Source organism: Streptomyces sp. NPDC091412 (genome assembly GCF_044756885.1).
GTDB lineage: Bacteria > Actinomycetota > Actinomycetes > Streptomycetales > Streptomycetaceae > Streptomyces.
Map to the genome: position 1 here is coordinate 156,382 of NZ_JBIVTV010000015.1, position 22,302 is coordinate 178,683.

Genomic DNA, 22,302 nt, shown 5'->3' on the forward strand with positions numbered 1-22,302 from the left:
ACCGCCCGTATAGGCAGGGCTCAGAGCGGTAAGGGGGAGGAGCCATGCAGTTCACGGTGCACTGGTCGGACCTATGGGTGCCCGCATCGTTGATCGTCCTAAGCGTCATCCTCAGCTTGTGGACCCGTCGGAGGCGGCAGACGGCAGTCAGGCGGGGCTCACGGACTCACTGGGAATGGCTGCCGTTCATGTTCGGGCTGGCCACAGCGCTCGGAGAGCTCTCGCTCCTTCTTGACCTACCCGATCCCTGGACCACGATCATTGACGTGATTGCCCGTGCGCTCGCCCTCACCACTGTGTTCATGGCCGTCCGGACGGTGTTCATCCTTTTCATGCGTGGCACCCGACGGTTGTTCCGACGCCGAGGAGCAGACGCCAGTAGCTGACAGCAACCGCAGCAGATGCCGGAAGATCGGGACAGCAGTACCGAGATGCCTCGGATCCATGTAGGGCCGCTGCTGGTCTTCTTCCCCTAAGGGGTTGAAGGGTGGCTGCCGACGTCGACGGTGCCCGGCGCGTCGCCGAACTGTGCGGCTGCCTGCCCCTGGCCCTGCGCATCGCCGCCGCCCAGTTGGTCGCCGACCGCTCCCTGAAGCCTGCCGACCTCGCCGCCGACCTGGAGGACCCTGCAGGCAGGCTGGACGTGCTGGACGACGGCTCCCGCGCCGTGCGCGGGGTCGTGCAGCGGTCGGTGCGCCGCCTGGCCCCGCCCCAGGAGGAACTGTTCCGACTGCTGACGGTCAACTCCGGGCCGGACCTCTCGCTGGAGACCGCCGCGGCGATCAGCGGAGTCGGCAAGGCCAAGGACGTCCGCCCACGGCTGGCTGCCCTGGTCAGGGCCAGCCTGCTGCGCCAAGACCCAGACAGCGGCCGTTGGAGCATGCACGACGTCATCCGCGCCTACGCCGCCGAGCAGGCCGCCCACCATCCCGTCGCCACGGAACGCGCCCTGAGGCGGCTCCTGGAGCACTACATGCACTTCGCGCAGGACGCGGCCGTGCACCTCAACCCCTCCGCCGACGGCAATGCCTCGCGCTTCCGCGCCCGCGCCCGCGCAATGGCATGGTTCGATGCCGAGCGCGCCAACCTGGTCGCCGCTGCCCAGGCTGCCCGCGACGGCGGCCACCTCGACGTCGCGGCCAGCCTGCCCAGCCTCGTCACCGAGTACCTCCACGCCCGCCGGCTCCTGAACGGTGCGCTGACTGTCAACACTGTCGCTCTCGACGCCACCACAACAGTGGACCACCGCCTGGGCCAAGCCAGGGCGTGGAACAACCTCGGCGGCACCCTTGACGAGTCGCGCCGCTATGAGGAAGCCCTCGACGCCTACCAGCACGCCCTCGATGTCTTCCGCGACCTCGGCGACACCCACGCCGAAGCCAGGGCGTGGAACAACCTCGGCATGGCGCTGCGGGACCGTGGTGAGTTCGGCCTGGCGGAGGAGGCAGGAGAGCGGTCGGCAGCGCTGTTCGTGGAGGTGGGGGATGGCTTCCTGAGAGGTAGGGCACTGGCAGAGTTGGCGCGGACCTTGTCGCAGGCGGGGCGTCCGGAGGGTGAGGTGCGGGAGGTGCGGGAGGCAGCCGCGGCGTCGCTGCGCGGGGTCGGTGCAGACGGCGAAGCGGAGCAAGTGCTCAGGGGAGGCGAGGATTAGCCTCAGTATCGACTGAGCCGCAGGTCTCAACTTCGCAGGAGATCGGCGCGGGGCGTCAGCTCACCAGCGCACCGCGTCGTCGGAGGATGCGCGTTCCCTCCCTTGCGCCTGAAACGCCCGCTGAGCAGGCAAGGAACTGTCTCTGTGGACGCTTGTGAACGCCCCGGACCAAAATCGGACAACTCGTAACGCGTAGGTCCCGGGTCCTGAATCCCAGGACGGCTCCACCTTTCTGTTTCCCCAGGCGTCCCCCGGCGGCGCTAGCTGCCAGGGAAACCGCAGGCCGCAGGGCGTAGGCGGTGCCCGCTGGAAGTGGGCTGGCTGTGCTCCGGGCGTCCGAGGGTGGCCAGAAAGGATGTCCGCTGATCGTGCCGGGGGCCGGTATGGCGCGCTTAGGGGCTGGTGTGGCTCAATTGCCGTCGATGCGACGCCGTTTGGCACAACGGCGCGCAGGGGGAGGGGGAAACGTCGTGGTGAGCGAGGACTGGCCCGTGATGTGGGCTGAGGCGGCCAGAGTGGCGGTGGGGTGCGCGATGGTGCTCGTCATCACGTGGGCCGCTTTGGAGCTGTTCGACGAGCGGCAGCTTCCGGTCGCCGCACCAGTGGTGATGGTGCTGGGCCGGTGGTTCTACAACAGGCACCGTCACTGGGGCGCCGGGCTGGTGGCCGCGGTCTCCGGCTCGGCCGTGGTGTTCACCTTGGTCGACTGGCTGCGACCTCATGTGGAGCGGCTGCTCGCCGACACCATGGCGACCGCGACGGGGCTGGTGGTCGCGATGGCTATGTTCACGGTCTGCTCCCGCGTGCGGCGGAGGGCCTGACATGCCGTACGAACCCGATGACTCACGTGCTGCCCGGCGTGCTCGGCGACTGCGTACCCTCTGGCACCTCTGCTGGGGAGCCGTCGCCCTACTGCTCGGCGTCGCCCTGCTCCTCTTCGCCGGCATCGGGCTGATCCTCGTGCCCGATCAAATGGCCGAGGAGCGCGCCTACCAGGCTGCCCGCCCCTGTGAGGCGGTAGTCACCGTGGACTGCCTGCGCTCCGTCCAGGCCACCGTGCGCGACACGGACATCCGGGAACCGTCCAAGGGAGGCAAGACTTACGACCTCCTGCTCACCGGACCCGGCGTGCCCCGGAAAGTGGCCATGGGAGGAGCCGAGCCATTGCTCAGGCATCTGCGTGCCGGAGACGTGGTCACCGTCACCATGTGGCGCGACTATGCGATCGCCGTGGGCAAGGACGGCGTGACGCAGGACTCCGTCGAGGAGCCCGGAGGACTGTCCCTGCTCGCCACGAACATGGCCCTGGCCGCGTTCGCCATCGGCCTCTTCGCTGTCTACGCCGGAGGACACGCGGTCGCGCGCGCTCCCCGCTATGCCGCGACGGGGCTGCCCGAACGTCTCGGGAAGCGCTTGGGACAGACGTTCGGTGCCGTGGGCTGTGTGATTCCGGCCGGAGTGTTCGGCATGTGGACCGGCCCTGTCGGAGTGATCGTCCTGTGGTTGGTCCTGGTCGGAGTGCTTCTCGTGGCGACCCGAGAACGCGACATGCCGGGCCGGAGAGTGCGCGCAGCGGTAGAGGAGTCGGTGACCGCCTTCGGGGAGGAGGTGGCCGCCTTGGATTTGAATGTCAACGGCCCCGATGCCACCCCCGCCGTTCTGAAGGAGTACCGGGCGGCGTTGGCGGCGTACGACAGGGCCAGTGCCGCGCGTAGGGAACCCGACGCGCTGACCGCCCTGCGCGACGGTCGCGCGGCCATGATCCGTCTTGACGCCCGGCTCCATGGCCGGCCCGTCCCGATCGACGCTCTCCCGCCGGCCTCCGGCCCCGGCCGCCAGCAGCCGCTCACTGGCACTGGCGAACGCTACGTGTACACCGGTAGAAACTCCGGCGAGACCGAGGTGCTCATCGACCGTCCCGAGCCCGGCCGTCCTGTCCTGGTGGAGGCCGATGCCACCCGCGGCGACATGGAGATTTCGTTCGAGATCAAGACCATGACGCGCACCGAGGATCTGACCAAAACCGGCGACACTCTTGTCCACGCCCTCTACGAGTACCACGGCCGTCGCTACCTGCCCGCGGACGCCACTCACCTGCGCGTCGGCGCCTGGTCCGGCCGCCGTTGGTCGATCCGGGTCGCCCCGCTGTCGGCCGCGACCGCGCTCGCCCCCGAACACCGCGGCCACGGTGACGAGGTGCTTCGCTACAACGGCGGCCCGGCGGTACTCACCGTCCAGTTCGAGCAAAACGAGTTCTGGAAGGTCCGCTACGTGTGTCAGTGCTTGCGGTCCCGTTCTGCCTGCGATTGCCGCCTACCTGCATGGCCTGAGGACACCCCCGGTGACAACGACTGGAGCGTTGAGGCGTACGACCTGCGCGACGGGCGCAATACGCTGCGTCTGCCCCGCCCCGGCTTCCTGGTCATCGACTGCTTCTCCCGCTCCTGGTACCTGACCACCCAGCCGGTGGACATCCCACCGCCCGCGCCGCCCGGGCTGCTCGGTCGGTTCGGGCCGCGCCGCTGACCGGCCAGAGCGGCGCAGCCGGCGTCCCCCGGCGTCATGGCTCACCGGACCCGTGCTGACCGCGCCGAGAGCTCCACGGCCGGGGGCCAAACAGGGGGCCAAACAGGGGGCCAAACGAAGCAGCCGGACCAAGACCGCCTCGGACTGACATGGACAGTGGCAGACGACGGACACGCATGTCAGCACCCCCGAATCCAGGTCACACGGACCCCGATCGCGTTCGGGAGCAAGAGGTCGTGGGTTCAAATCCCGCCACCCCGACACAGGCCAGAGGCCCATTCACGTGATCGTGAATGGGCCTCTGAGCGTTTGTACAGGAACAGGGTTCACCCGGCGTGCTCGTGCCGGCCGAGCACGATGCGCCGGCTCGGCCCGCACGAGAAATCAGTTCCGGCCGCTGCCGCCCACGATGACCGGGGTGCCGTTGCCCGAGCCGCAGGGCACGGCGTAGACCGGGTTCTCCTTGGCCGCTTCCCTGTACGCGTCGATGCACTGGTTCGTCAGAACCCTGTCGGTCAGAGAGTCGTTGAGGATCTTGTTGGCGCGGGCGATGCCCTCGGCCTCGATCTTGCGGCGCTTGGCCTCCTCTTCCGCCGTGCGGGTTGCCTCAGTGGCCCGCTCGGTGGCCTCCTTCTGCTGGATCTTGCGGTCGATCTGCTTCTGGAGGGCGTCCGAAGGCCTGACGTTGCGCAGGTTCACGGCGGTGATGTCGATACCGCGGGGCGCGAGTCGCTCCTTGATCAACTTGTCGATCTCCGCATTGATCTTTTCTCGGGCCGAGGCGTACCCCTGCTCGCTGGTGTAGCGGGCGAAGACGTTCCGGACGATCTCGCGGCTGTCCGGGAAGACCAGTCGCTGCTGAATGGCGTCCTCGCTCCCTGCCAGCCGGTACAGCTCCCCCGCCTTGTTCGGTATGACCGCCCACTTCACGGTCACCTCCGCGTACATCACACCCCCCTGGGAGGACCGCACCTCGACGACGTCCTTGTCGGAGAGGTTGAGGTCGACCGGACGGGTCGAGAAGGGCGTGACATCGGTGAACGGCGCCTTCAGATGCATCCCGGACGTCATCGGCGCACCCACTCTGCCGAACGTCACCGGCACGCCGACCTCGTAGGCGCTGACGACGTACACAGTGCTGGCGATGCCACAGAGCACGCTGCCGAGCAGCGCGGCGCCGGCACCCAGCCGAAGCCGGAGCGAGTCTTGGGCACGGGCGACGAAGTACATCACCACGGCGGCGAGAACAAGAAGGCATGACAGTACGAGCACGGTGACTCCCCCCTGAGAGACCTTGAGCGGTACCCCCCGGCACCGCTCGCCCATGGAGAATATGGCATCCGAAGTGCGGAAAGATCAGCGGGCGTTCGCACGCGGCCGCCGCCCGCCCCCGCCAACACGGGAAAGGCCCGCCTGCCGGCGGATGCAGGGTGGGCGGCTTGCGACCGAGCCGGTCGACCCGGTGGCTCCAGGGTCTGCACGGACCCCAGTTCAGGGGGCCGAACGCTGCTGATGTCGATGATCCGTAGCCGAAGCTAGCAACCGCACGACACCTCCGCCCAGACCGTCTTGCCCACGGGGTCCCTCGGTGTCCAGCCCCAGCGCACGGCCAGGGCGTCCACCAGGAGCAGACCGCGCCCCGACTCCCCGTCGGGATGGGCCGAAGGGGCGGTCGCCGGTGGGCGTTTGGCCGAGGCGGCGTCCGCCACTTCGACGCGGATCACGTCGGTCTTCGTGTCGAGGGCGAGACTCAGGGCGAAGCCGTGGCCGGGGACCCGGCCGTGTCGCACGGCGTTCGCCGCGAGTTCGCCGACGACGAGCGCGATCGTGCGCGACGCGTCCGACGCCGGCGGGTACCCCCACTCCTCCATGCGCCGCACGGCAAGTCGCCGGGCCACCCTCGCGCCCCGGGGCGTGGAGGCGAACTGCGCGGTGAAGTGGCGGTAGTCGGGCGCCACGCCCTCTCCCGGTGGGGTCGTTCCTGTCAGCACGGCCTGTCTGCCTTCCCGCCAAGTGCACGAGTCATTACGTTCCGTGCTCAAGAGTCGTCCGGCGGCCCTACGCTCGAAAGGTGGCGCAGCCTTACCTTTCACCTCGTAAGGAACGGAAGTAACGCCTTGGCCAACGGAATTGACCCCAGTACGTCCATGGCTGCGCTGTTCGGTTCACGGGTACGCAGACTCCGTACGGCGGCCGGACCGACCCAGGCCGAACTCGGTGCCAGGACACATGTGGTGAGTTCCCGGATCACGCAGATCGAGCGCGCGTCGGGGGCGAAACCGACGCTGCGGCTGGCCCGTGCGCTCGACGCCGCACTCGGGGCGGACAACCTGTTGGTCGAGCTGTGGCCGTACGTGTATCGGGAGGCGTTTCCGGACTGGTCGCGGGCGTTCATGACGCACTCGGAGCGGGCGGTGTCCATCAGGGAGTACGCGGCCCACGTGGTGCCCGGCTTGCTGCAGACCGAGACGTACGCGCGAGCGGTGCTGAGCGTCGGCCGGACGCTGAACAATCAGGAACAGTTGGAAGAGCGGATCACCGCCCGCCTGGAACGGCAGGAACGCCTCAGCGCTCCCGGTCGGCCTGAGTTGTGGGTCATCCTCGACGAAGCGGTACTGAGGCGTCCCGTCGGTGGCCAGACCGTCATGCGCGAGCAGTTGGAGCGACTGCTTGAGGTCGCATCGGAATCCCATGTCACCGTGCAGGTATTGCCGTTCGACCAAGGCGAGCACGATGCGATGGGCGGCTCACTGACGGTACTGACCATGCCGGACGAGTCCGAAGTCGCCTACACCGAAGGCGCGCACTACGGCCAGCTCATCGAGGATTCGGCCGAGGTCAGGAGTTTCACGCTGACCTACGATCGGCTACGGGCAGCAGCTCTGCCCCCGCTCATGTCGCTCGACATGATCCGATCCGTGATGGAGGGCAACCACCGTGGAGCGAAGGTCCCGTCCCGATCTGAACGGCGCCGCGTGGCGCAAGAGCAGCTACAGCAATCAGGAGGGCGGCAACTGCGTGGAGGTGGCGGACGGGTTCCCCGGCGCCGTGCCCGTCCGTGACAGCAAGGTCCCGCACGGTCCCGCTCTGACCTTCGCGGCCGGCTCCTGGGCAGCCTTCATAGGCCAGTTGAAGGCCGGCCGTCACCGCGTCTGAGCCGACCGGGCCCTGGTCGGTGGCCGTCTTCCGGGTCCGCCGGATCCTTGTCCGCGAGGGTCCGGTGGGCCGCTGACCTCCTTGAAGAACCAGGGAAAGAACTACCCGCCCACCCACCCTCCCGGCCCACGTCACCCGTCCGGGTGACCAGCTTGCGAGGGCGGGATACGGACGGTTACGTTCGCCGCAACAACCGCACACAGACGACGGCCCCCGGCCGGGACGGCAATCCCGATCGAGGGCCTGACCGATCAGGAAGCGAACCCTTCCCGATGGCTGATCCGCAGTCTAACGCGCGCCTGCGCGCCGACGCCGGTACTCCGACCTCCGGTGTGATCCACGTCCGCACCCGGCTCACCGCCGACTTCACCGTCATCTCCAACGCCCTCGTGCAGCAACGCGGCAGCGCGGTCACGATCGGCGTGGCGGTCTACATCCTCTCCCTGCCCGACGGATCACCCGTGACCATCGCCGCCCTGTGCGAGCACTTCACCGAGGGCGAGATCCTGATCTCGCGGGCCTTGCGGGAGCTTGAGCGGCTCGGCTACCTGGAGCGCCGCCGCGAGCGCGGACCCGGTGGTCACGTCCGTACGCGGACGTACTTCTACGACGTTCCGTGCGGCGGTCCGGATGGTGGCCCGGACGGTCAGCCGCCCCAGCCGCCTCAGCCGCCGAAGCCCCGTCACCCCCGGACGCAGGCCCCCGTGGCGGAGACCGAAGCCGCGCCCGCTTCCACGGCCACGGAAACCACGGCGTCCCCCGCACCCGCACGGGCCAGGACGGTTCCCCAGCACCAGCCCCGGCTCGCCGACGCCGACCCGCAGGCAGTCGCCGTACTCACCGCACTGCGCCGGGCCGATCCGCGCCTGGTCCTGTCCGAGCAGGAAGCCGCCCGCCTGGCACCGGCCGTTGCCCAGTGGCTCGCGGCGGGCGTCGGGGCGCGCCAGATCATCGAACTGCTGACCACACGGCTGCCCGACCGCTTCCTCACTCGTCCCGCAGGCATCCTCGCCTTCCGCCTGCGGGAGACCCCTCTGCCCGCCCCGCCGCCGCTCACGCCGCCCGCGGAGCGTCTCCCGGCCGTCCTGCCCTTCCAGACCTGTGACGGCTGCGAGCGGGTGTTCCGCGCACCGGAGCCCGGACGCTGCCGGGACTGCCGACCCGCGAACCGCCTCCGCGCGGCCGGCTGAAACCGGGCGGTCACGAGCCACGGTGGCGGGCCTGCGGGAGTGGCAGCTGTTCATCAAGTGGCGCAGGAGGGAATTGCTGTCCATGGGGCACGGGTTCGGTCCGCGTATCCGTGTTCAGTCGGGTGATCTCCTGTGGTGGCGCGGGAGAATTCGGTGGTCGGGAAAGTGCCGCGGGTGTCGAATTCTCCCGTCCGGGGCTTCGGCCGGATTCAGGTGAACGGTTCGGAAGGGGTACGCATTCAGTAAGCGGTGATGATCTCCGTGTTGCCGCACGGCGGGCTGATCTGCAATATTCACGCTCTCGCCACAACCCGGTCGAACATTCGCACCCTCTCCACAAACCACCGGCTCAGGCCCGTACTGGACGGGATCATGAGACCTAATCGCGATCAAAGACGCCACTGTCGGCCGGCAAATATCCGGACATCAGGGGTAGGCGAACAGATCTTTCACGTGGCGCAGCTCACTGAGCAATGTCAAGCGGTTCGACCGGAAAACTCGATCGGGTTGCCCGGGGCACCGGGAAAGTGGTTCCATCACGGCTGAACGCGGTGACTGGCAGTCACAATACGGCTCTGTGCCGATATTCCCCCGACGTATTGAGATCGTCGAGCGGGCGTGGCAAGGACAAGAACCAGGAAACGGCGACCGCCCCCTTGTGAACGAGCGGTGCGCGCCGGTCAGGAGGGAGCAACGTGGGTTGCTCGCACGCCGTGGGATGCCCGCTTTTCCCCCTGCTCAGGGCGAGCTTGCAGGGTTGGCGCGACTACTACTGCGACAGTGCGGACCAGTGGCACGACTGTGCCCGCTACCAGTTGTCGCTCACCGGCGAGCGCGTGCCGATCAGCCTGCTGCCCAACGGAGCGATCGCGCGGCACCTCGAAGGCACGTCCGGTGCCAACCGGTCCAGCGCGACCAACCCCACGCAGGCACCCCGTCAGGCTCCGCAGCCGCAGCCCGACGCGTGGTCCCGTCCGGTACCCGCCGGACCGCCTGAGCCGGCGTCACCTGGTCCCGAACAACTGGAGAGCACGGCCTGGTTCGGTGCGGCGCCGCCCCCGGCACCGCACCCGGCACCGGTCCCGTCTCACCAACCGTCACCTCACACACCGACTCCCCACTCCGCGCACCGCCCCGCTCGGCACACGGCGCAGGCGTCCGGCGCGAAGCGCGGTTTGCTGGGTCGGATCGCCGACTGGATGAGAGGTCCGGCATGAACTACTGGCCCTGGTGGGCGGGCGCGGTCGGCCTCGCTCTGGTCACCGTCAACTACACCCTCACCACCGATCGTTCCTTCGGGGTGTCGTCGGCCTGGGACCGTGTGCTGCACTGGCGCAGCGAACGCCGTCTCGAGCAGATGGACGACGAGTTCGCCGACGATCAGGCACTCGCCGAAGCGCTCGCCGCGGCCACCGCCGAGCACTTCGGAACCCTGCCCGGAGCACCGGCCTCGTACGCGGACTCCCAGTCCCCGTACGCGAGCCCTCAGGCCGCGCACGCGGACCCGTACGCCCCGTATACGCCGCCGGTGCCGCAGACGCCGGCGCCGGACGTCGAACCCGCGGCGGCAGAGGGTTCCTCGGTCACGAGTCAGCGCCCCGCCCCGCTGTTCACCCAGGCCGCCCTGCTGGTGTCGATCTTCCTGGGCGGGCTGATCGCCTCGCTCGCGTCCGGGCGGTTCGAGCTCCGCTACGACATGGGTCCGGGCTTCCGGGACCTGGTCACCGGCGATCCGATCACCATGGTCGTCCTGCTGTTCCTGGGCGGCGTGCTGGTCGGCTTCGGCACCCGGCTGGCCGGCGGGTGCAGCTCCGGCCACGGACTGAACGGCTGCGGCCGGCTGCGGCCGGTCAGCATCGTCGCGACCGCCGTGTTCTTCGGCACCGCCGTCGGGGTGTCGTTCCTCCTGTGGAAGGTGATCTGATGCGTACCCGGGGCGCGATTCTGCTGGCCAACATCATCACCGGGCTGGCCCTCGGCTTCACCGTCTCCAACATCGGCTTCGGCGACTACGCCGAGCTGAACCGCATGTTCACCTTCCAGGACCTGCGGATGTTCCTGTCCTTCGCGGGCGCCGTCGTGATCATCATGCTCGCGTTCGCCCTGCTGCGGGTGCGCCGGACCCCCGGGCGCATCCACGCCGGTGTGGTCCCCGGCGCGGTGCTGTTCGGCACGGGGTGGGCGATCTCCGGCGGCTGCCCGGCGATCCCGATCACCCAGGTCGCCTCCGGCTACCTGCCCGCCCTGGTGACGATCGCCGGCGTCGCCGTCGGCATCTGGCTGTGCCGCTGGGCCAACGCCCGGTTCTTCCACCTGGACCGCGGCTCCTGCGGGCTGTAACCAGGTCGACCGGCCTGTGCTCATGTCCTGACGCACCGCGCACCGCGAGGTCCCGCCGACACGAACGGCGGGACCTCGCGCGGTCTCCGGCAGAGATGTTTGCTCCGTTTTGACCTAAATCGCCATCCGATTCCCGCTCCCGGACGTAACCACTGGGAGACAAGTTCCAGCAGGAGGAATTATGGCGATCTTCAACGCACTCTTCCCCACGCTGAACCGGGACTACGGTGAACGCGGCGGTGGCGGCGGACGCGGCGGACGCGGTGGACGCGGCGGTCGCGGCGGACGCGGCGGACGCGGTGGCGGCTACGGACGCGGTGGCGGCTACGGACGTGGCGGAGGCTACGGACGCGGTGGCGGCTACGGACGTGGCGGAGGCTACGGACGCGGTGGGCGCTACTAACAGCGACACGGAGCGGAGCGGACCGGTGCCCGAAGGAGCCGGTCCGCTCCGTCGGCATGTCCTGAGGCGTCTACTGTCCGTGGGCACGGACGCCGACGACGTGGTGGCTGCCGCCCCGCCGCTGCCGCCACGCGAGATCTTCCGGCGTTTCTGGCCCTACACCAGCGGGCGCCGACGCTGGCTCCTGCCGCTCGTCCTGCTCAGTCTGACGGGGCCCGTCATCGACGCGGCCGAACTGTGGCTCTTCAAGGTCATGGTGGACGAGGTACTCGTCCCGCGGGACCTCCACCCCTTCGTCTGGATCGCGCCGACGTACGTCGGACTCATCGTCATCGGCGGCATCCTGGGCTTCGCCGACGAAGTGACCTCCGCGTACGTCAGTGAACGCTTCCTGCTCGCCCTGCGCTCCGACGTCTTCCGACACCTCCAGGGGCTGTCGCTCAGGTTCTTCGAACGGCGGCGGCTGGGGGACGTGCTGTCGCGGATCACGGGGGACGTGGACGCCGTCGAAACGTTCCTGCTCTCGGGTGTGGTGGACGTGCTCTACGACGTGGTCCGGCTGGGCATCTTCCTCGGCCTGCTCTTCTACCTGAGCTGGGACCTCACGCTCATCGCGATCTTCATCGTGCCGCTGTTCCTGGGCGCCGCCGTCCACTTCTCCCGGCTGATCAAGCAGGCGTCGCGCGAGCGCAGGCGCCGCAGCGGCTCGCTCAGCGCGGTCGCCGAGGAGTCGCTGGGCAACATGACCCTGGTGCAGGCGTACAACCGGCAGGACTGGGAGCAGCGCCGCTTCGAGCGGGAGAACCTGGGCCGTTTCCACGCCGCGATGGCCTCGACGCGGATCGGGGCGGTCTACGAGCCGCTCGTGGAGCTCATCGAGGTGTGCGGCGGCGTCGCCGTCATGGCGCTCGGCACCTGGCAGCTCGCGCAGGGGCACCTCACACTGGGCGGGCTGCTGGTCTTCCTGGCGCTGATCGGCAAGCTCTACAGCCCGGTCCGTGACCTGTCCCATCTCGGCGCCACCTTCTACTCCGCCTCCGCCTCCGCCGAACGCATAGCGGAGCTGTTCGACCAGCGGTCCGAGGTCCAGGAGGCCACGGATGCCCGGCGGATCGGCCGGGCGCGCGGCGAGGTCGAGTTCGACGGCGTGTCCTTCCGCTATCCGGACACGTCCCGCTGGGCGCTGTCCGACGTGTCGTTCCACGTCCACCCCGGCGAGACCCTGGCCCTGGTCGGAGTGAGCGGGGCCGGGAAGTCCACGGTGGCCAAGCTGCAACTGCGGTTCTACGACCCCGACCAGGGCGCTGTCCGCCTCGACGGCACCGATCTGCGGGAACTGGCCCTGTCCGACGTGCGCGACAACGTCGCGGTGGTGCTCCAGGAGACGCTCGTCCTGCACGGCACGGTGCGGGAGAACATCGCCTACGGCCGGCCCGACGCGACCGACGCCGAGATCGTGGAGGCGGCCCGCGCCGCGGACGCCGACGAGTTCATCCGGCTGCTCCCGGAGGGTTACGACACCGTGGTCGGCCAGCGCGGCCAGGCACTGTCCGGCGGACAGCGCCAGCGGCTGGCCATCGCTCGCGCGATGATCAGGGACGCGCCGGTACTTCTCCTGGACGAGCCCACTACCGGCCTGGACATGCAGTCGAGCCGCCGGATCATGGACCCGCTGCGCCGGCTCATGGCCGGCCGGACGACCGTCGTCATCTCCCACAACCTGCTCACGGTCCGTGACGCCACCCGGATCGTGGTGCTCGATCACGGCCGGGTCACCGAGTCCGGGACCCACGACGAGCTGTTCGTGCGGGGCGGCATGTACGCCCGGCTGCACCGTCTGCACAGCATGGCCTCGTCCACCGGGCCCCCGTCGCAGGGCACGGTGCTGTCATGACCGCCGTCACGCAGACGGCCGTGGAGCCGCTGCCCGCGGGCATCCGTCCGGTCCCCGGCTACCGGATCCTCGGGCACCCGGCCCGCACGGGCCGGCTCGACCTGTAGGGCTCCTGGAGCGAGGAACGGGCCTGCCGGTGCCTCATCAAGGTGCCGCGCCACGGCCTCCGGTGTCCGCGGAGGGCGGATGCCGCCCGCCGGTCGCGGCGCGCCCGCGCCTGCCGCGCGCGCTCGCCGAGGTCGTCGACGGCTGGCTGAGCCGGGATCCGGCGGACCGGCCCACACTCCCCGAACCGGTCACGGCTCCGGGCACAGTGCTTCCAGCCCCGGCCCGCCGGGTTGGCCGGCAGTGGCCCGGCCTGACCGGCATTGGCCGGCAGTGGCCAGTGGCCCGGCCTGACCGGCACCCCTCAGGAGTTCTCCTCGCCCGTGGCGAAGTGGGCCCTGGCCAGGACGGTGCCGTCGGGGGCGATCACCCGCGCGCCGGCCAGCTTGGCGGGGTCGACGGGGGCCTGGCCGCCCCAGGCGCCGCGGCCGTGGTGCAGGGTGAACTCACCGACGGGGACGGTGGTGCCGTCCTTGCGCACCAGCCGGCAGGTGACCTTGCCCTGGTGGGGAGCGCCGGTCTTGGTGAGGTCGATGTTCATGTAGATCCAGCCCGGGGAGCCGGGGTGGGCGTAGACCTCGCCGGCCGGCTTTCCGGCCGCGTCGGCGGAGGTGAACCCGCCCCACAACATGCCCGACCCGACGGCGGCGGTCGAGGCGGGCCCGGCCACGGTGGACTCGATCGCCGTGCCGACCGCCCAGCCGCCGAAGCCGACGGCGAGGAGGACCGCGCCCGCGGCGGCGGCGACCCGTGGTCGTATCCGGCCGAGCACGCCCGGACGCGGGATGCCCGGCGCCCGGGCGTGCGCACGCCCGTCGTGCGCCGCCCGCTGCGTCAGTGCCTGCGCCACCCGGCTCTCGAACCCGACCGGCGGCTCGCTGCCCGGCAGGAGCCCGATCAGCCGGTCGCCCAGCAGAGTCAGCTGTCCGATGTACTCGCGGCAGTCCGCGCACCTCTCCAGGTGCGCGACGGCACCCGCCCGCTCGCGGCCGGGCAGGACACCCAGCGCGAGCTCGGCGCCGATCTCGCGAAGCTTCTCGCAGCTGATCTCACTGGCCATGGTCGCCTCACTGGAAGGAGGCGAGGGTGGTGCGCAGCTTCCCCATCGCCGTCCTGACCCGTGTCTTGGCGGTGCCCAGCGGAATGTGCTCCCAGTCGGCGATCTGCTGGGCGGTCATGCCGTAGATGCCGGCCATCACCAGGGCACGGCCCTGTTCGCGCGGCAGCTCGGCCACGGCGGCGCGCAGCCGGGACGACGCCTCGTCGGCCAGCGCGTGCCGCTCGGGGGTGTCGCTGACGACGTCCAGGATCGCGTCGAGGTCCTCCGGCGCCACCGGTTCCTGACGCCGTGACCGTACGGCGTCGATTGCGAGGTTGTGGGCGATGGTGGTCAGCCAGGTGGTGACCGACCCGCGGCGCGAGTCGTAGATCTGCGCGTGCCGCCACGCCCGCTCGAATGTCTGCTGAGAGATGTCCTCCGCCAGTTGGGGGTCACCGGTGACCGCGACGGCGACACCGAAGACCCGGTGCTGAAACCTGCGTACGAAACTGACCGCGAGTTCCGGATCACCGGTCGCCAGCCCGGACAGCAGAGCCTCATCCGGGAGCCGGCCCACCGGGAACCAGATTCTCGACACATCCGTATATACGGACCATCCCCGCGCAGGGATTGCCCGACCGAAACGGAATCCCATGCTCCGATTCTCCCGCGGGACCGCTCTCCGCGCGCTCTGTCGCGGAACGATCTCCGGCAGGAGGCCCGCGGTGACCGTGCGCGAGCCGGGGTGGATGGTGGAACCACGCGTCCCGGTACGGCAGTCTCTTCCCTCGTGGGGAGCGTTCCGTATCAGGGTGGTGTGCCGGACGGCACGGGTGCGCACATGGTGGTGTGCGGGGACGACGGGCTCGCGCACCGGTTGGTCGCCGAGTTGCGGGGGGTGTACGGCGAGCACGTGACGCTGATCGTGCCGCCCTCCGAGCGCACGGTGCGGCCACCGGTGGTGGGCCGCAGCCGTACGGCGTCGGCGCTGCTGGACCGGGTGGTGAGCGCGGCCGTGAACCGGGCGGGAGTCGGGACCGGCGGCGCGGGCAACGGCACAGGTGGTGGCTCGGGCGGTGGCGCAGGCGGTGGCGCAGGCGGCCAACCGGCCGGTGCGAACCGGCTGCTGGAGGCCGCCGAACTCACCGAGGCCGTGCTCGCGGACGCCGGCGTGGAGCGGGCGGCGGCGCTGGCCCTGGTGTACGACGACGACGAGACCAACATCCGCGCCGCCCTGACCGCCCGCCGCCTCAACCCGCGGCTGCGGCTCGTGGTCCGCCTGTACAACCGGCGGCTGGGCCAGCACATCGAGGAGCTTCTCGACCAGACCGCCGCGCTGGCGGTCGGCGGCGACCACGCGGCGGGCACCGACGCGTCCACGACCGTGCTGTCCGACGCCGACACCGCCGCGCCCGCGCTGGCCGCCAGCGCCGTCGTCGGCACCAGCAAGGTCGTCCAGACCGACGGGCTGCTGCTGCGCGCGGTGGAACGGCCGCCGCCCGCGCCGGGACAGGTCGCCGACCCCGGGCTGTGCACACTGGCGCTGCTGTCCGCGACGACCAGCGACCCGGCCGGCGCGGACGGTTCCGAGGACAGCGGCGACCAGCGGCCGCAGCTGCTCCCGGACGAGGCGGCGGTACGGGCGGCCACCGGGCGGGCGACCGTGGTGCTGGAGCAGGTCTCGTACGCCGCCGGTGAGCCGCTGTCCGCCAGGCGCGTGGTGGCGGCGGCCGTGCCGCCGCTGACGTCGCTGTTCTCGCGGCGGCTGCGGTGGACGGTGGCGGGTCTGCTGGCGTGCGTGTTCGCGCTCGCGGTGGCGTTGTGGATGGTGGCCGGCATCCACCCGCTGGGCGCGGTGTACCTGACGCTGCTCGACCTGTTCGCCATCGACGACCCCGCGCTCGGCGAACCGGTCGGACGGCAGCTCCTGCAACTGCTGACCGGGCTGGTGGGTGTGCTGCTGCTGCCCGTGGTGCTGGCCGCGGTGCTCGAGGCGCTGGGCACGTTCCGGTCGGCGTCCGCGCTGCGCAGGCCACCGCGGGGGCTCGGCGGACACGTCGTCCTGCTGGGACTCGGCAAGATCGGCACCCGGGTGCTGACACGGCTGCGGGAGCTGCGCATTCCCGTGGTGTGCGTGGAGTCGGACCCGGAGGCGCGCGGAGTGGCCACGGCGCGGCGGCTGCGGGTGCCGGTGGTGCTCGGGGACGTCACGCAGGAGGGCGTGCTGGAGGCCGCGAAGATCCACCGCGCGCACGCGCTGCTCGCCGTGACCAGCGCGGACACGACGAACCTGGAGGCCGTGCTGTACGCGCGGTCCGTGCGCCCCGACCTGCGGGTGGTGCTGCGGCTGTACGACGACGACTTCGCCACCGCGGTGTACCGCACCCTGCGGGCCGCGCACCCGAACGCCCTGACGCGCAGCCGGAGCGTGACGCACCTGGCGGCGCCCGCGTTCGCCGGCGCGATGTTCGGCCGGCAGATCCTGGGGGCGATCCCGGTGGAGCGGCGGGTGCTGCTGTTCGCGTCCGTGGACGTGGGCGGGCATCCGCAACTGGAGGGCAGAACGCTCGCGGAGGCCTTCCGGCCGGGGTACTGGCGGGTGCTGGCGCTGGACGTGGGGATGACCACGGACGAACGGCGGGATCCGGCCGCACCGGAGGCGGCGGCCGAGCGCCCGGACCGGGCCTCGGGTCTGGTGTGGAACCTGCCCGGCACCTATGTCCTGCGGAAGGAGGACCGGGTGGTGCTCGCGGCGACCCGGCGCGGTCTGGCGGAGCTGCTGGGCCGCAGGTCGCGGGAGCGGACGGGGACGCCGGAACCGTAGGAACGGGGGCGCCGGGACCGTAGGAGGTGCGCGGGGCGGGCGCAGGCGGCTCAGGATGCGCGGTCCTGGGCCACCCGCGCCCCGCGGCTTCCCTACTTCGGCAGATGCCGCTCCGCGAAGTCCAGTTCCAGGCGGATCTGCTTGATGCGTTCGTCGACGACCAGGGATCCGTGGCCGGCGTCGTAGCGGTACACCTCGTGGACGGCTTCGCGTGCCTGGAGGCGCTTGACGTAGTTCTCGATCTGGCGGATCGGGCAGCGCGGGTCGTTGACCCCGGCGGAGATGTAGACGGGGGCCTCGACCTGGTCGACGTAGGTCAGCGGCGAGGATGCCTCGAAGCGCTCGGGCACCTCCTCCGGGGTGCCGCCGAGCAGGGTGCGGTCCATGGCCTTCAGCGCTTCCATCTCGTCGTGGTACGCCGTGACGTAGTCGGCGACCGGGACCACCGCGATGCCCAGCGCCCACAGGCCGGGCTGGGTGCCGAGACCGAGCAGGGTGAGGTAGCCGCCCCAGGAGCCGCCGGTGAGGATCAGGCGGGCCGGGTCGGCCAGCCCCGAGCCGACGGCCCACTCGCGGACCGCCGCGATGTCCTCCAGCTCGATCAGGCCCACCCGGTGCTTCAGCGCGTCCGTCCACGCCCGGCCGTAGCCCGTCGAGCCGCGGTAGTTGACCCGGACCACCGCGTAGCCGTGGTCGACCCAGGCGGCCGGGCCCGCGGCGAAGGAGTCGCTGTCGTGCCAGGTGGGACCGCCGTGGATGTCGAAGACCGTGGGGAGCGGCCCGGTCGCGCCCGCGGGCCTCTGCACCAGGGCGTGGATACGGCCGCCGGGGCCCTCCACCCACACGTCCTCCACCGGCACCGAACCCGGGGACTTCATTCCGGGCGGGTCGAGGACCACCCCGCCGTGCGTCGAGCGGACCGCGGAGGGCTCGGCCGCCGAGGACCACAGGTACTCCACGCTGCCGTCCGGGCGGGCGGTCGCGCCGGAGACCGTGCCGGGCGGGGTCGGGATCGTCGTCAGCTCGCGGGTGGCCAGGTCGTAGCGGAACAGCTCGCTGCGGGCCTCGAAGCCGTGCACCACGAGCAGTCCGCCGCCGTCCGGGCACCACTCGGCGCTCACGTCGCCGGGCAGGTCGAGCGCCAGGTCGTGCTCCTCGCCCGTCGCCACGTCCCACACCAGCGGCTCCCACCGGCCGCGTCTTTGGTGGCCGACGAGCAGCCGCGTGTCCCCGTCGACCGGGGCGAAGCCCAGCACCTCCAGGCCCAGCTCGACCGTCCCGCCCTTGGTGTCGTCCAGCTCGGCGACCGTCGTGCCGTCCGGGCGCAGCACACGCAGCGCCGAGTGCATCGCGTCGCCGTGCTCGGTGTGCTCCAGGGCGATCAGCGAGCCGTCGTGGGAGAGGTCGCCCACGCCCGCCGACTCGCGGTGCCGGTAGATCTCCGTCACCCGGCCGTCGCGGGCCAGGTGCAGGGTCGTGCCGTCCTCGTCCGTCGAGCGTCCCACGACCGCCGTGCGGCCGTCGCGGCCGAGGGCGAGGCCCGCCGGATACGACGCCCCGAGGCCGGGTACGGCCGCCTCGTCGGCCCCGCCCGCGAAGGGCTGCCGCCGCCAGACGCCGAACTCGTCGCCGTCCTTGTCGTCGAACCACCAGATCCAGCGCCCGTCCGGCGAGAGCAGACCGTCCGTCGTGCCGTTCGGCCGGTCGGTGACCTGCCGCTGCCCGCCCGTCGCCCGGTCCCAGGCGTACAGCTCGTACGTCCCGGTCGCGTTCGACACGAACAGGGAGCGCTCCGGCGCGTCCTCCGCCCAGTCGGGCAGGGACACCCGGGGCGCGCGGAAGCGCTTCTCCCAGTCCGGCATCTCCTCGATGAGTGCCCGCCGGTCGAGTTGCTGCGGCGAGTCGGACCCGTTGCTCTCAGTCATGACCCCATAGTGCCCGGTCCCGCCGTCACATCGGCGACCGGTCTCCCCAGCCTGTGGACAACTCCGCCCGGATCCTTCGCATCCTCTCGCGGTTTCCACACCTTTCCCGCCCGCCGGGCGCCCCGGGTCCCGACCACCCGGCGCCCCTCCGGGCCGACCCCGCGACCGGGGCGGAGCCTGCGGCACCGTACCGTTGAGGCGTGTACCGGTTTCTGCTGACACCTCGCTGGTGGGGCATCAACGTCTTCGTGCTGCTCGCCATCCCCTTCTGTGTGTTCATGGGGTCCTGGCAGCTGAGCCGGTTCGAGGCACGGGTGCAGGACCACCGGACCGCGACCGAGCAGGCCGCCTCCTACCGCGAGGAGGCGCCGCGCCCGCTGGACCGGCTGCTGCCCGTGGACAAGCGCACGTCCGGCATGCCGACCACCGCGACCGGCCGGTACGCCGATCAGCTGCTGGTCCCGGACCGCGAGCTGGACGGCAAGCCGGGGTACTACGTGCTGACGCTGCTGCGCACCGACTCCGGCAAGGCGCTGCCGGTCGTACGCGGCTGGCTGCCAGGGACCCCTGACCCGGCCCGGGTCCCGGCGCCGCCCGCGGGCGAGGTCACGGTCACCGGAGCGCTCCAGGCGTCGGAGACGCCGGGTGACAACGGGGTCGGCGCCCGGGGCGGACTCCCGTCCGGGCAGACCGCGGCGATCAGCGCGGCCTCGCTGGTGAACCTCGTGCCGTACGGCGTCTACGACGCCTGGGTCACCCTCGACCACGCCGACCCCGGGATGAAGGCGGTGCCGGCGAAGGCCCCCGGCAACACCGGGCTGGACCTGAAGGCGTTCCAGAACCTCGGCTACACCGGCGAGTGGTTCGTCTTCGCCGGCTTCGTGGTCTTCATGTGGTTCCGGCTGGTGCGCCGCGAGGTGGAGGCCCTACGGGACGCGGAACTGGGGCTGGCGCCCGAGGAGGCCGACGAGGTCCCGGTGCCGGCGCCCGCGTCGAGCGGCGCGTCCGGCGCCTGACCGGCCCCTACGACGCCGGGAGCACCCCGGTCCGGTAGACCGTCCCCGCACACGCGTTCGTCACCGTCACCGACGCCGAGGGCGAGCCGGCCTCCGGGGTGTGGGAGACCACGACGCTGCCGTCGGCCGTGCCGTCCGCCAGGAGCATCTGGGTGGTGACGCCGGAGTCGCCGCCGGTGCTCGTGGCACCCGTGGTGCTCGCCCCCTGGGTCGGGGACGGGTCGGACGAGGGCCCGCCGGTCTCGTTGCCGCCGGTGCTGCCGCCGCCGCTGGTCGGACAGGTCTGGGAGGGCACCCAGGCGAACTTCACCTCGTACGCCGAGCCGGACGGCAGGAGCAGGCCGGGCACCTCGGTGGAGGGGTCGGGCAGTTCCGCCGCCGCGTCGCCGGAGGTGTGTACGACCACGGTGATCCTGGTGGCGTCGGCCGCGCCCTGCGCGAGGGTGCTCACCGATCCGGAGCCGCCGACCCGGCAACTGCCGGCGGAGACGTTGGTGACATGGAAGGTGCCGTAGACGACCCCGGCCGAGTCGGGGGCGTCGACGGTGGCGGTGGCGGGGCCGAGCTGGGCGGCCGTGCACACCGGGGCGTCGCTGCCGGAGGAGGCCGAGGGGCTGTCCGGACCGCCGGTGGGTCCACTGTCGGCAGCCGCGTCCGGACCGCCCTTGTGGTCGTCCTTTCGGCCCTCCGCGCCCCCGCCGGCGGCCTTGCCCGAGGAGCCGCCGATGGCGCTCTCGCCGCCGTCCGGTCCCTTGCCCTGGCTCGTACCGTCCTGGGCCTCGGAGGCCTTCCCGGCGATGGCCGGGTTGGCGTCGGAGTCGGCGGTGCGGGAGACGTGCACGAGGGCGGGGATGGCGGTGCCGACGAACAGGGCGGCGGCCGCCATGCCGACGACGGCCTGCCGCTTGCGCGCCCGCCGCGCCGGGACCGCGTGCCTCAGGTGGTCCAGCGTGCCGTCCCGCAGTTCGACGTCCTGGACCGCCTGGTGCAGCATCCTGCGCAGTTCCAGCTCGTCCGAGTCGAGCCCGTCCGGGCCGAGTTCGTCGGGGCTGTGGTTCACGGTTCCGTTCCCAGCGTGCGATTGCGTGTGCTCTTGATGGTCCGCCTCGCGCGAGGCGCCGGGTTCGTCCGGCTCACGCTCGTCGCGGTCCTCGTCGTGCTCCCTCATGCCGACGCCCCCATCGCGACCCGCAGCGCCGCGATGCCGCGCGAGCCGTACGCCTTGACCGAGCCCAGCGAGATCCCGAGGGTCTCGGCGACCTGCGCCTCGGTCATGTCCGCGAAGTAGCGCAGCACCAGGACCTCGCGCTGGCGGCGCTGGAGGCCTTTCATCGCCTTGATCAGGGAGTCGCGCTCCAGCTGGTCGTAGGCGCCCTCCTCGGCGCTGGCCATGTCCGGCATCGGCTTGGACAGCAGCTTCAGGCCGAGGATGCGGCGGCGCAGGGCCGAGCGGGAGAGATTGACGACCGTCTGCCGCAGGTAGGCGAGGGTCTTCTCCGGGTCCCGGACGCGTTTGCGCGCGGAGTGGACGCGGATGAACGCCTCCTGGACCACGTCCTCGCAGGAGGCCGTGTCGTCGAGGAGGAGCGCGGCCAGGCCCAGCAGCGAGCGGTAGTGCGCGCGGTAGGTCTCGGTGAGATGGTCGACGGTGGTGCCGGCCGCCACGGTCTCCTCGGCGGCCTCACGCTGACTGGGTATGCGGGCGGGCCGCGCGGCGGGCATGGGCGCGATCACCGGCATGCCGCCGGGAACGCGCGGACGGAGCGCCGCGCGGGGCGGCCGCAGTGCGGTGCCGCGGGTCGCCGCTGGGGATACCCCCCGCTCGAAGAGCCTGGGGGTGAACTCAAGAACCTCTGCCACGCCAGTTGGACACGTCTCCCCCCGCCGGGGTTGTACGTGCCGGGCAAGTCATTTGCGCCGTGTGCCGCGTCCGGCGACGTTCTCGCGGCAGGCGGCACAACCGAATGCGCCTGGTATGGCCTCATGCGTCCCGCTCATCCCCTATGCCTGAATCACCGGGACGTCCCCACGTCCCGCAGCGTCCCCACGCCCCCGAAGGGCGACCGCAAAGACGCTCCCCGCCCTTCGCGCGGTTGCAAAGGACGGGGAGGCAAATCATCAGCCGCCGAACGGCATGGATCAAGTGGTCCAGCCCACCGGCCGGACCATGATTCTTACATGGATCCTACAAACAAACAGGCCCCTGGCCACGGCATTTCCGGCGGGGGCCCAC

At 71.1% G+C, this 22,302-nt stretch carries 18 protein-coding genes; 11 read left to right on the plus strand and 7 right to left on the minus strand.

The features are described from left to right. Positions 1–487: 487 nt before the first annotated feature. The 3 genes from ACIQMV_RS29335 (at position 488) to ACIQMV_RS29345 (ending at position 4,177) form a co-directional block, all read left to right on the plus strand. Positions 488–1,651, plus strand: a complete 1,164-nt coding sequence (locus ACIQMV_RS29335) for a tetratricopeptide repeat protein (RefSeq protein WP_402596326.1) — start codon at positions 488–490, stop codon at positions 1,649–1,651. Positions 1,652–2,184: 533 nt separating this feature from the next. Further along, on the plus strand, positions 2,185–2,472 hold the full coding sequence (locus tag ACIQMV_RS29340) for a hypothetical protein (protein WP_402596327.1): 288 nt from the start codon (positions 2,185–2,187) through the stop codon (positions 2,470–2,472). A gap of 1 nt (position 2,473) precedes the next feature. Continuing rightward, complete coding sequence (locus tag ACIQMV_RS29345; protein WP_402596328.1) at positions 2,474–4,177, plus strand: hypothetical protein; 1,704 nt, start codon at positions 2,474–2,476, stop codon at positions 4,175–4,177. A gap of 384 nt (positions 4,178–4,561) precedes the next feature. Here the strand turns inward: ACIQMV_RS29345 and ACIQMV_RS29350 are convergent, their stop codons facing one another. Then, a complete protein-coding gene (locus tag ACIQMV_RS29350) occupies positions 4,562–5,449 on the minus strand; it encodes a prohibitin family protein (RefSeq protein ID WP_141359677.1) in 888 nt (295 codons plus the stop codon). A 263-nt stretch (positions 5,450–5,712) separates the two neighbouring features. Continuing rightward, on the minus strand, positions 5,713–6,168 hold the full coding sequence (locus ACIQMV_RS29355) for an ATP-binding protein (protein ID WP_402596329.1): 456 nt from the start codon (positions 6,166–6,168) through the stop codon (positions 5,713–5,715). A gap of 156 nt (positions 6,169–6,324) precedes the next feature. Between ACIQMV_RS29355 and ACIQMV_RS29360 the strand changes: the two genes are divergently transcribed. The 6 genes from ACIQMV_RS29360 to ACIQMV_RS29385 all read left to right on the plus strand — a co-directional run bounded on the left by ACIQMV_RS29360 (position 6,325) and on the right by ACIQMV_RS29385 (position 13,160). After that, a complete protein-coding gene (locus ACIQMV_RS29360) occupies positions 6,325–7,239 on the plus strand; it encodes a Scr1 family TA system antitoxin-like transcriptional regulator (protein ID WP_402596330.1) in 915 nt (304 codons plus the stop codon). Then, entirely contained in the window at positions 7,202–7,333 is a 132-nt protein-coding gene (locus tag ACIQMV_RS29365) for a DUF397 domain-containing protein (protein ID WP_402596343.1), read from the plus strand. The genes ACIQMV_RS29360 and ACIQMV_RS29365 overlap by 38 nt, the downstream gene beginning before the upstream one ends. Before the next feature lie 272 nt (positions 7,334–7,605). Next, positions 7,606–8,523, plus strand: coding sequence for a hypothetical protein (locus ACIQMV_RS29370; protein WP_402596331.1), 918 nt, complete (start codon positions 7,606–7,608; stop codon positions 8,521–8,523). 1,213 nt (positions 8,524–9,736) lie between these two features. Next, positions 9,737–10,447, plus strand: a complete 711-nt coding sequence (locus ACIQMV_RS29375) for a YeeE/YedE family protein (protein ID WP_402596332.1) — start codon at positions 9,737–9,739, stop codon at positions 10,445–10,447. Next, the gene (locus ACIQMV_RS29380; RefSeq protein ID WP_141359682.1) at positions 10,447–10,863 is read left to right on the plus strand and encodes a YeeE/YedE thiosulfate transporter family protein; all 417 of its coding nucleotides are present in this window, start codon (positions 10,447–10,449) and stop codon (positions 10,861–10,863) included. The genes ACIQMV_RS29375 and ACIQMV_RS29380 overlap by 1 nt, the downstream gene beginning before the upstream one ends. Before the next feature lie 239 nt (positions 10,864–11,102). Further along, on the plus strand, positions 11,103–13,160 hold the full coding sequence (locus tag ACIQMV_RS29385) for an ABC transporter ATP-binding protein (protein ID WP_402596333.1): 2,058 nt from the start codon (positions 11,103–11,105) through the stop codon (positions 13,158–13,160). Between the two features lie 409 nt (positions 13,161–13,569). Here the strand turns inward: ACIQMV_RS29385 and ACIQMV_RS29390 are convergent, their stop codons facing one another. Both ACIQMV_RS29390 and ACIQMV_RS29395 read right to left on the minus strand, forming a co-directional pair. Continuing rightward, a complete protein-coding gene (locus ACIQMV_RS29390; protein ID WP_141359683.1) occupies positions 13,570–14,325 on the minus strand; it encodes a hypothetical protein in 756 nt (251 codons plus the stop codon). Positions 14,326–14,332: 7 nt separating this feature from the next. Further along, positions 14,333–14,902 carry an RNA polymerase sigma factor gene (locus tag ACIQMV_RS29395; protein WP_141359684.1) on the minus strand — a complete coding sequence of 190 codons (570 nt, stop codon included), beginning with the start codon at positions 14,900–14,902 and terminating at the stop codon, positions 14,333–14,335. 243 nt (positions 14,903–15,145) lie between these two features. On the opposite strand from ACIQMV_RS29395, the gene ACIQMV_RS29400 reads away from it, so the two are divergent. Further along, entirely contained in the window at positions 15,146–17,128 is a 1,983-nt protein-coding gene (locus ACIQMV_RS29400) for an NAD-binding protein (RefSeq protein WP_402596344.1), read from the plus strand. 92 nt (positions 17,129–17,220) lie between these two features. Here the strand turns inward: ACIQMV_RS29400 and ACIQMV_RS29405 are convergent, their stop codons facing one another. Continuing rightward, positions 17,221–19,053 (minus strand): prolyl oligopeptidase family serine peptidase, encoded by a 1,833-nt coding sequence (locus ACIQMV_RS29405; RefSeq protein ID WP_141359685.1) that lies wholly within the window; start codon positions 19,051–19,053, stop codon positions 17,221–17,223. Positions 19,054–19,253: 200 nt separating this feature from the next. On the opposite strand from ACIQMV_RS29405, the gene ACIQMV_RS29410 reads away from it, so the two are divergent. Then, entirely contained in the window at positions 19,254–20,069 is an 816-nt protein-coding gene (locus tag ACIQMV_RS29410; RefSeq protein WP_141359686.1) for an SURF1 family protein, read from the plus strand. Positions 20,070–20,076: 7 nt separating this feature from the next. Here the strand turns inward: ACIQMV_RS29410 and ACIQMV_RS29415 are convergent, their stop codons facing one another. Next, complete coding sequence (locus tag ACIQMV_RS29415) at positions 20,077–21,237, minus strand: hypothetical protein (RefSeq protein WP_402596334.1); 1,161 nt, start codon at positions 21,235–21,237, stop codon at positions 20,077–20,079. Next, on the minus strand, positions 21,234–21,929 hold the full coding sequence (locus tag ACIQMV_RS29420) for a SigE family RNA polymerase sigma factor (protein WP_373996170.1): 696 nt from the start codon (positions 21,927–21,929) through the stop codon (positions 21,234–21,236). Before ACIQMV_RS29420 ends, ACIQMV_RS29415 begins: the two co-directional genes overlap by 4 nt. Between the last annotated feature and the right edge of the window lie 373 nt (positions 21,930–22,302).

Coding starts and splice junctions, on each gene's coding strand:
- ACIQMV_RS29375 (WP_402596332.1), top strand. CDS start 9,737: ATGAACTACTGGCCCTGGTGGGCGGGCGCGGTCGGCCTCGCTCTGGTC.
- ACIQMV_RS29360 (WP_402596330.1), top strand. CDS start 6,325: ATGGCTGCGCTGTTCGGTTCACGGGTACGCAGACTCCGTACGGCGGCC.
- ACIQMV_RS29390 (WP_141359683.1), bottom strand. CDS start 14,325: ATGGCCAGTGAGATCAGCTGCGAGAAGCTTCGCGAGATCGGCGCCGAG.
- ACIQMV_RS29405 (WP_141359685.1), bottom strand. CDS start 19,053: ATGACTGAGAGCAACGGGTCCGACTCGCCGCAGCAACTCGACCGGCGG.
- ACIQMV_RS29340 (WP_402596327.1), top strand. CDS start 2,185: ATGGTGCTCGTCATCACGTGGGCCGCTTTGGAGCTGTTCGACGAGCGG.
- ACIQMV_RS29370 (WP_402596331.1), top strand. CDS start 7,606: ATGGCTGATCCGCAGTCTAACGCGCGCCTGCGCGCCGACGCCGGTACT.
- ACIQMV_RS29415 (WP_402596334.1), bottom strand. CDS start 21,237: ATGAGGGAGCACGACGAGGACCGCGACGAGCGTGAGCCGGACGAACCC.
- ACIQMV_RS29380 (WP_141359682.1), top strand. CDS start 10,447: ATGCGTACCCGGGGCGCGATTCTGCTGGCCAACATCATCACCGGGCTG.
- ACIQMV_RS29400 (WP_402596344.1), top strand. CDS start 15,146: ATGGTGGTGTGCGGGGACGACGGGCTCGCGCACCGGTTGGTCGCCGAG.
- ACIQMV_RS29345 (WP_402596328.1), top strand. CDS start 2,474: ATGCCGTACGAACCCGATGACTCACGTGCTGCCCGGCGTGCTCGGCGA.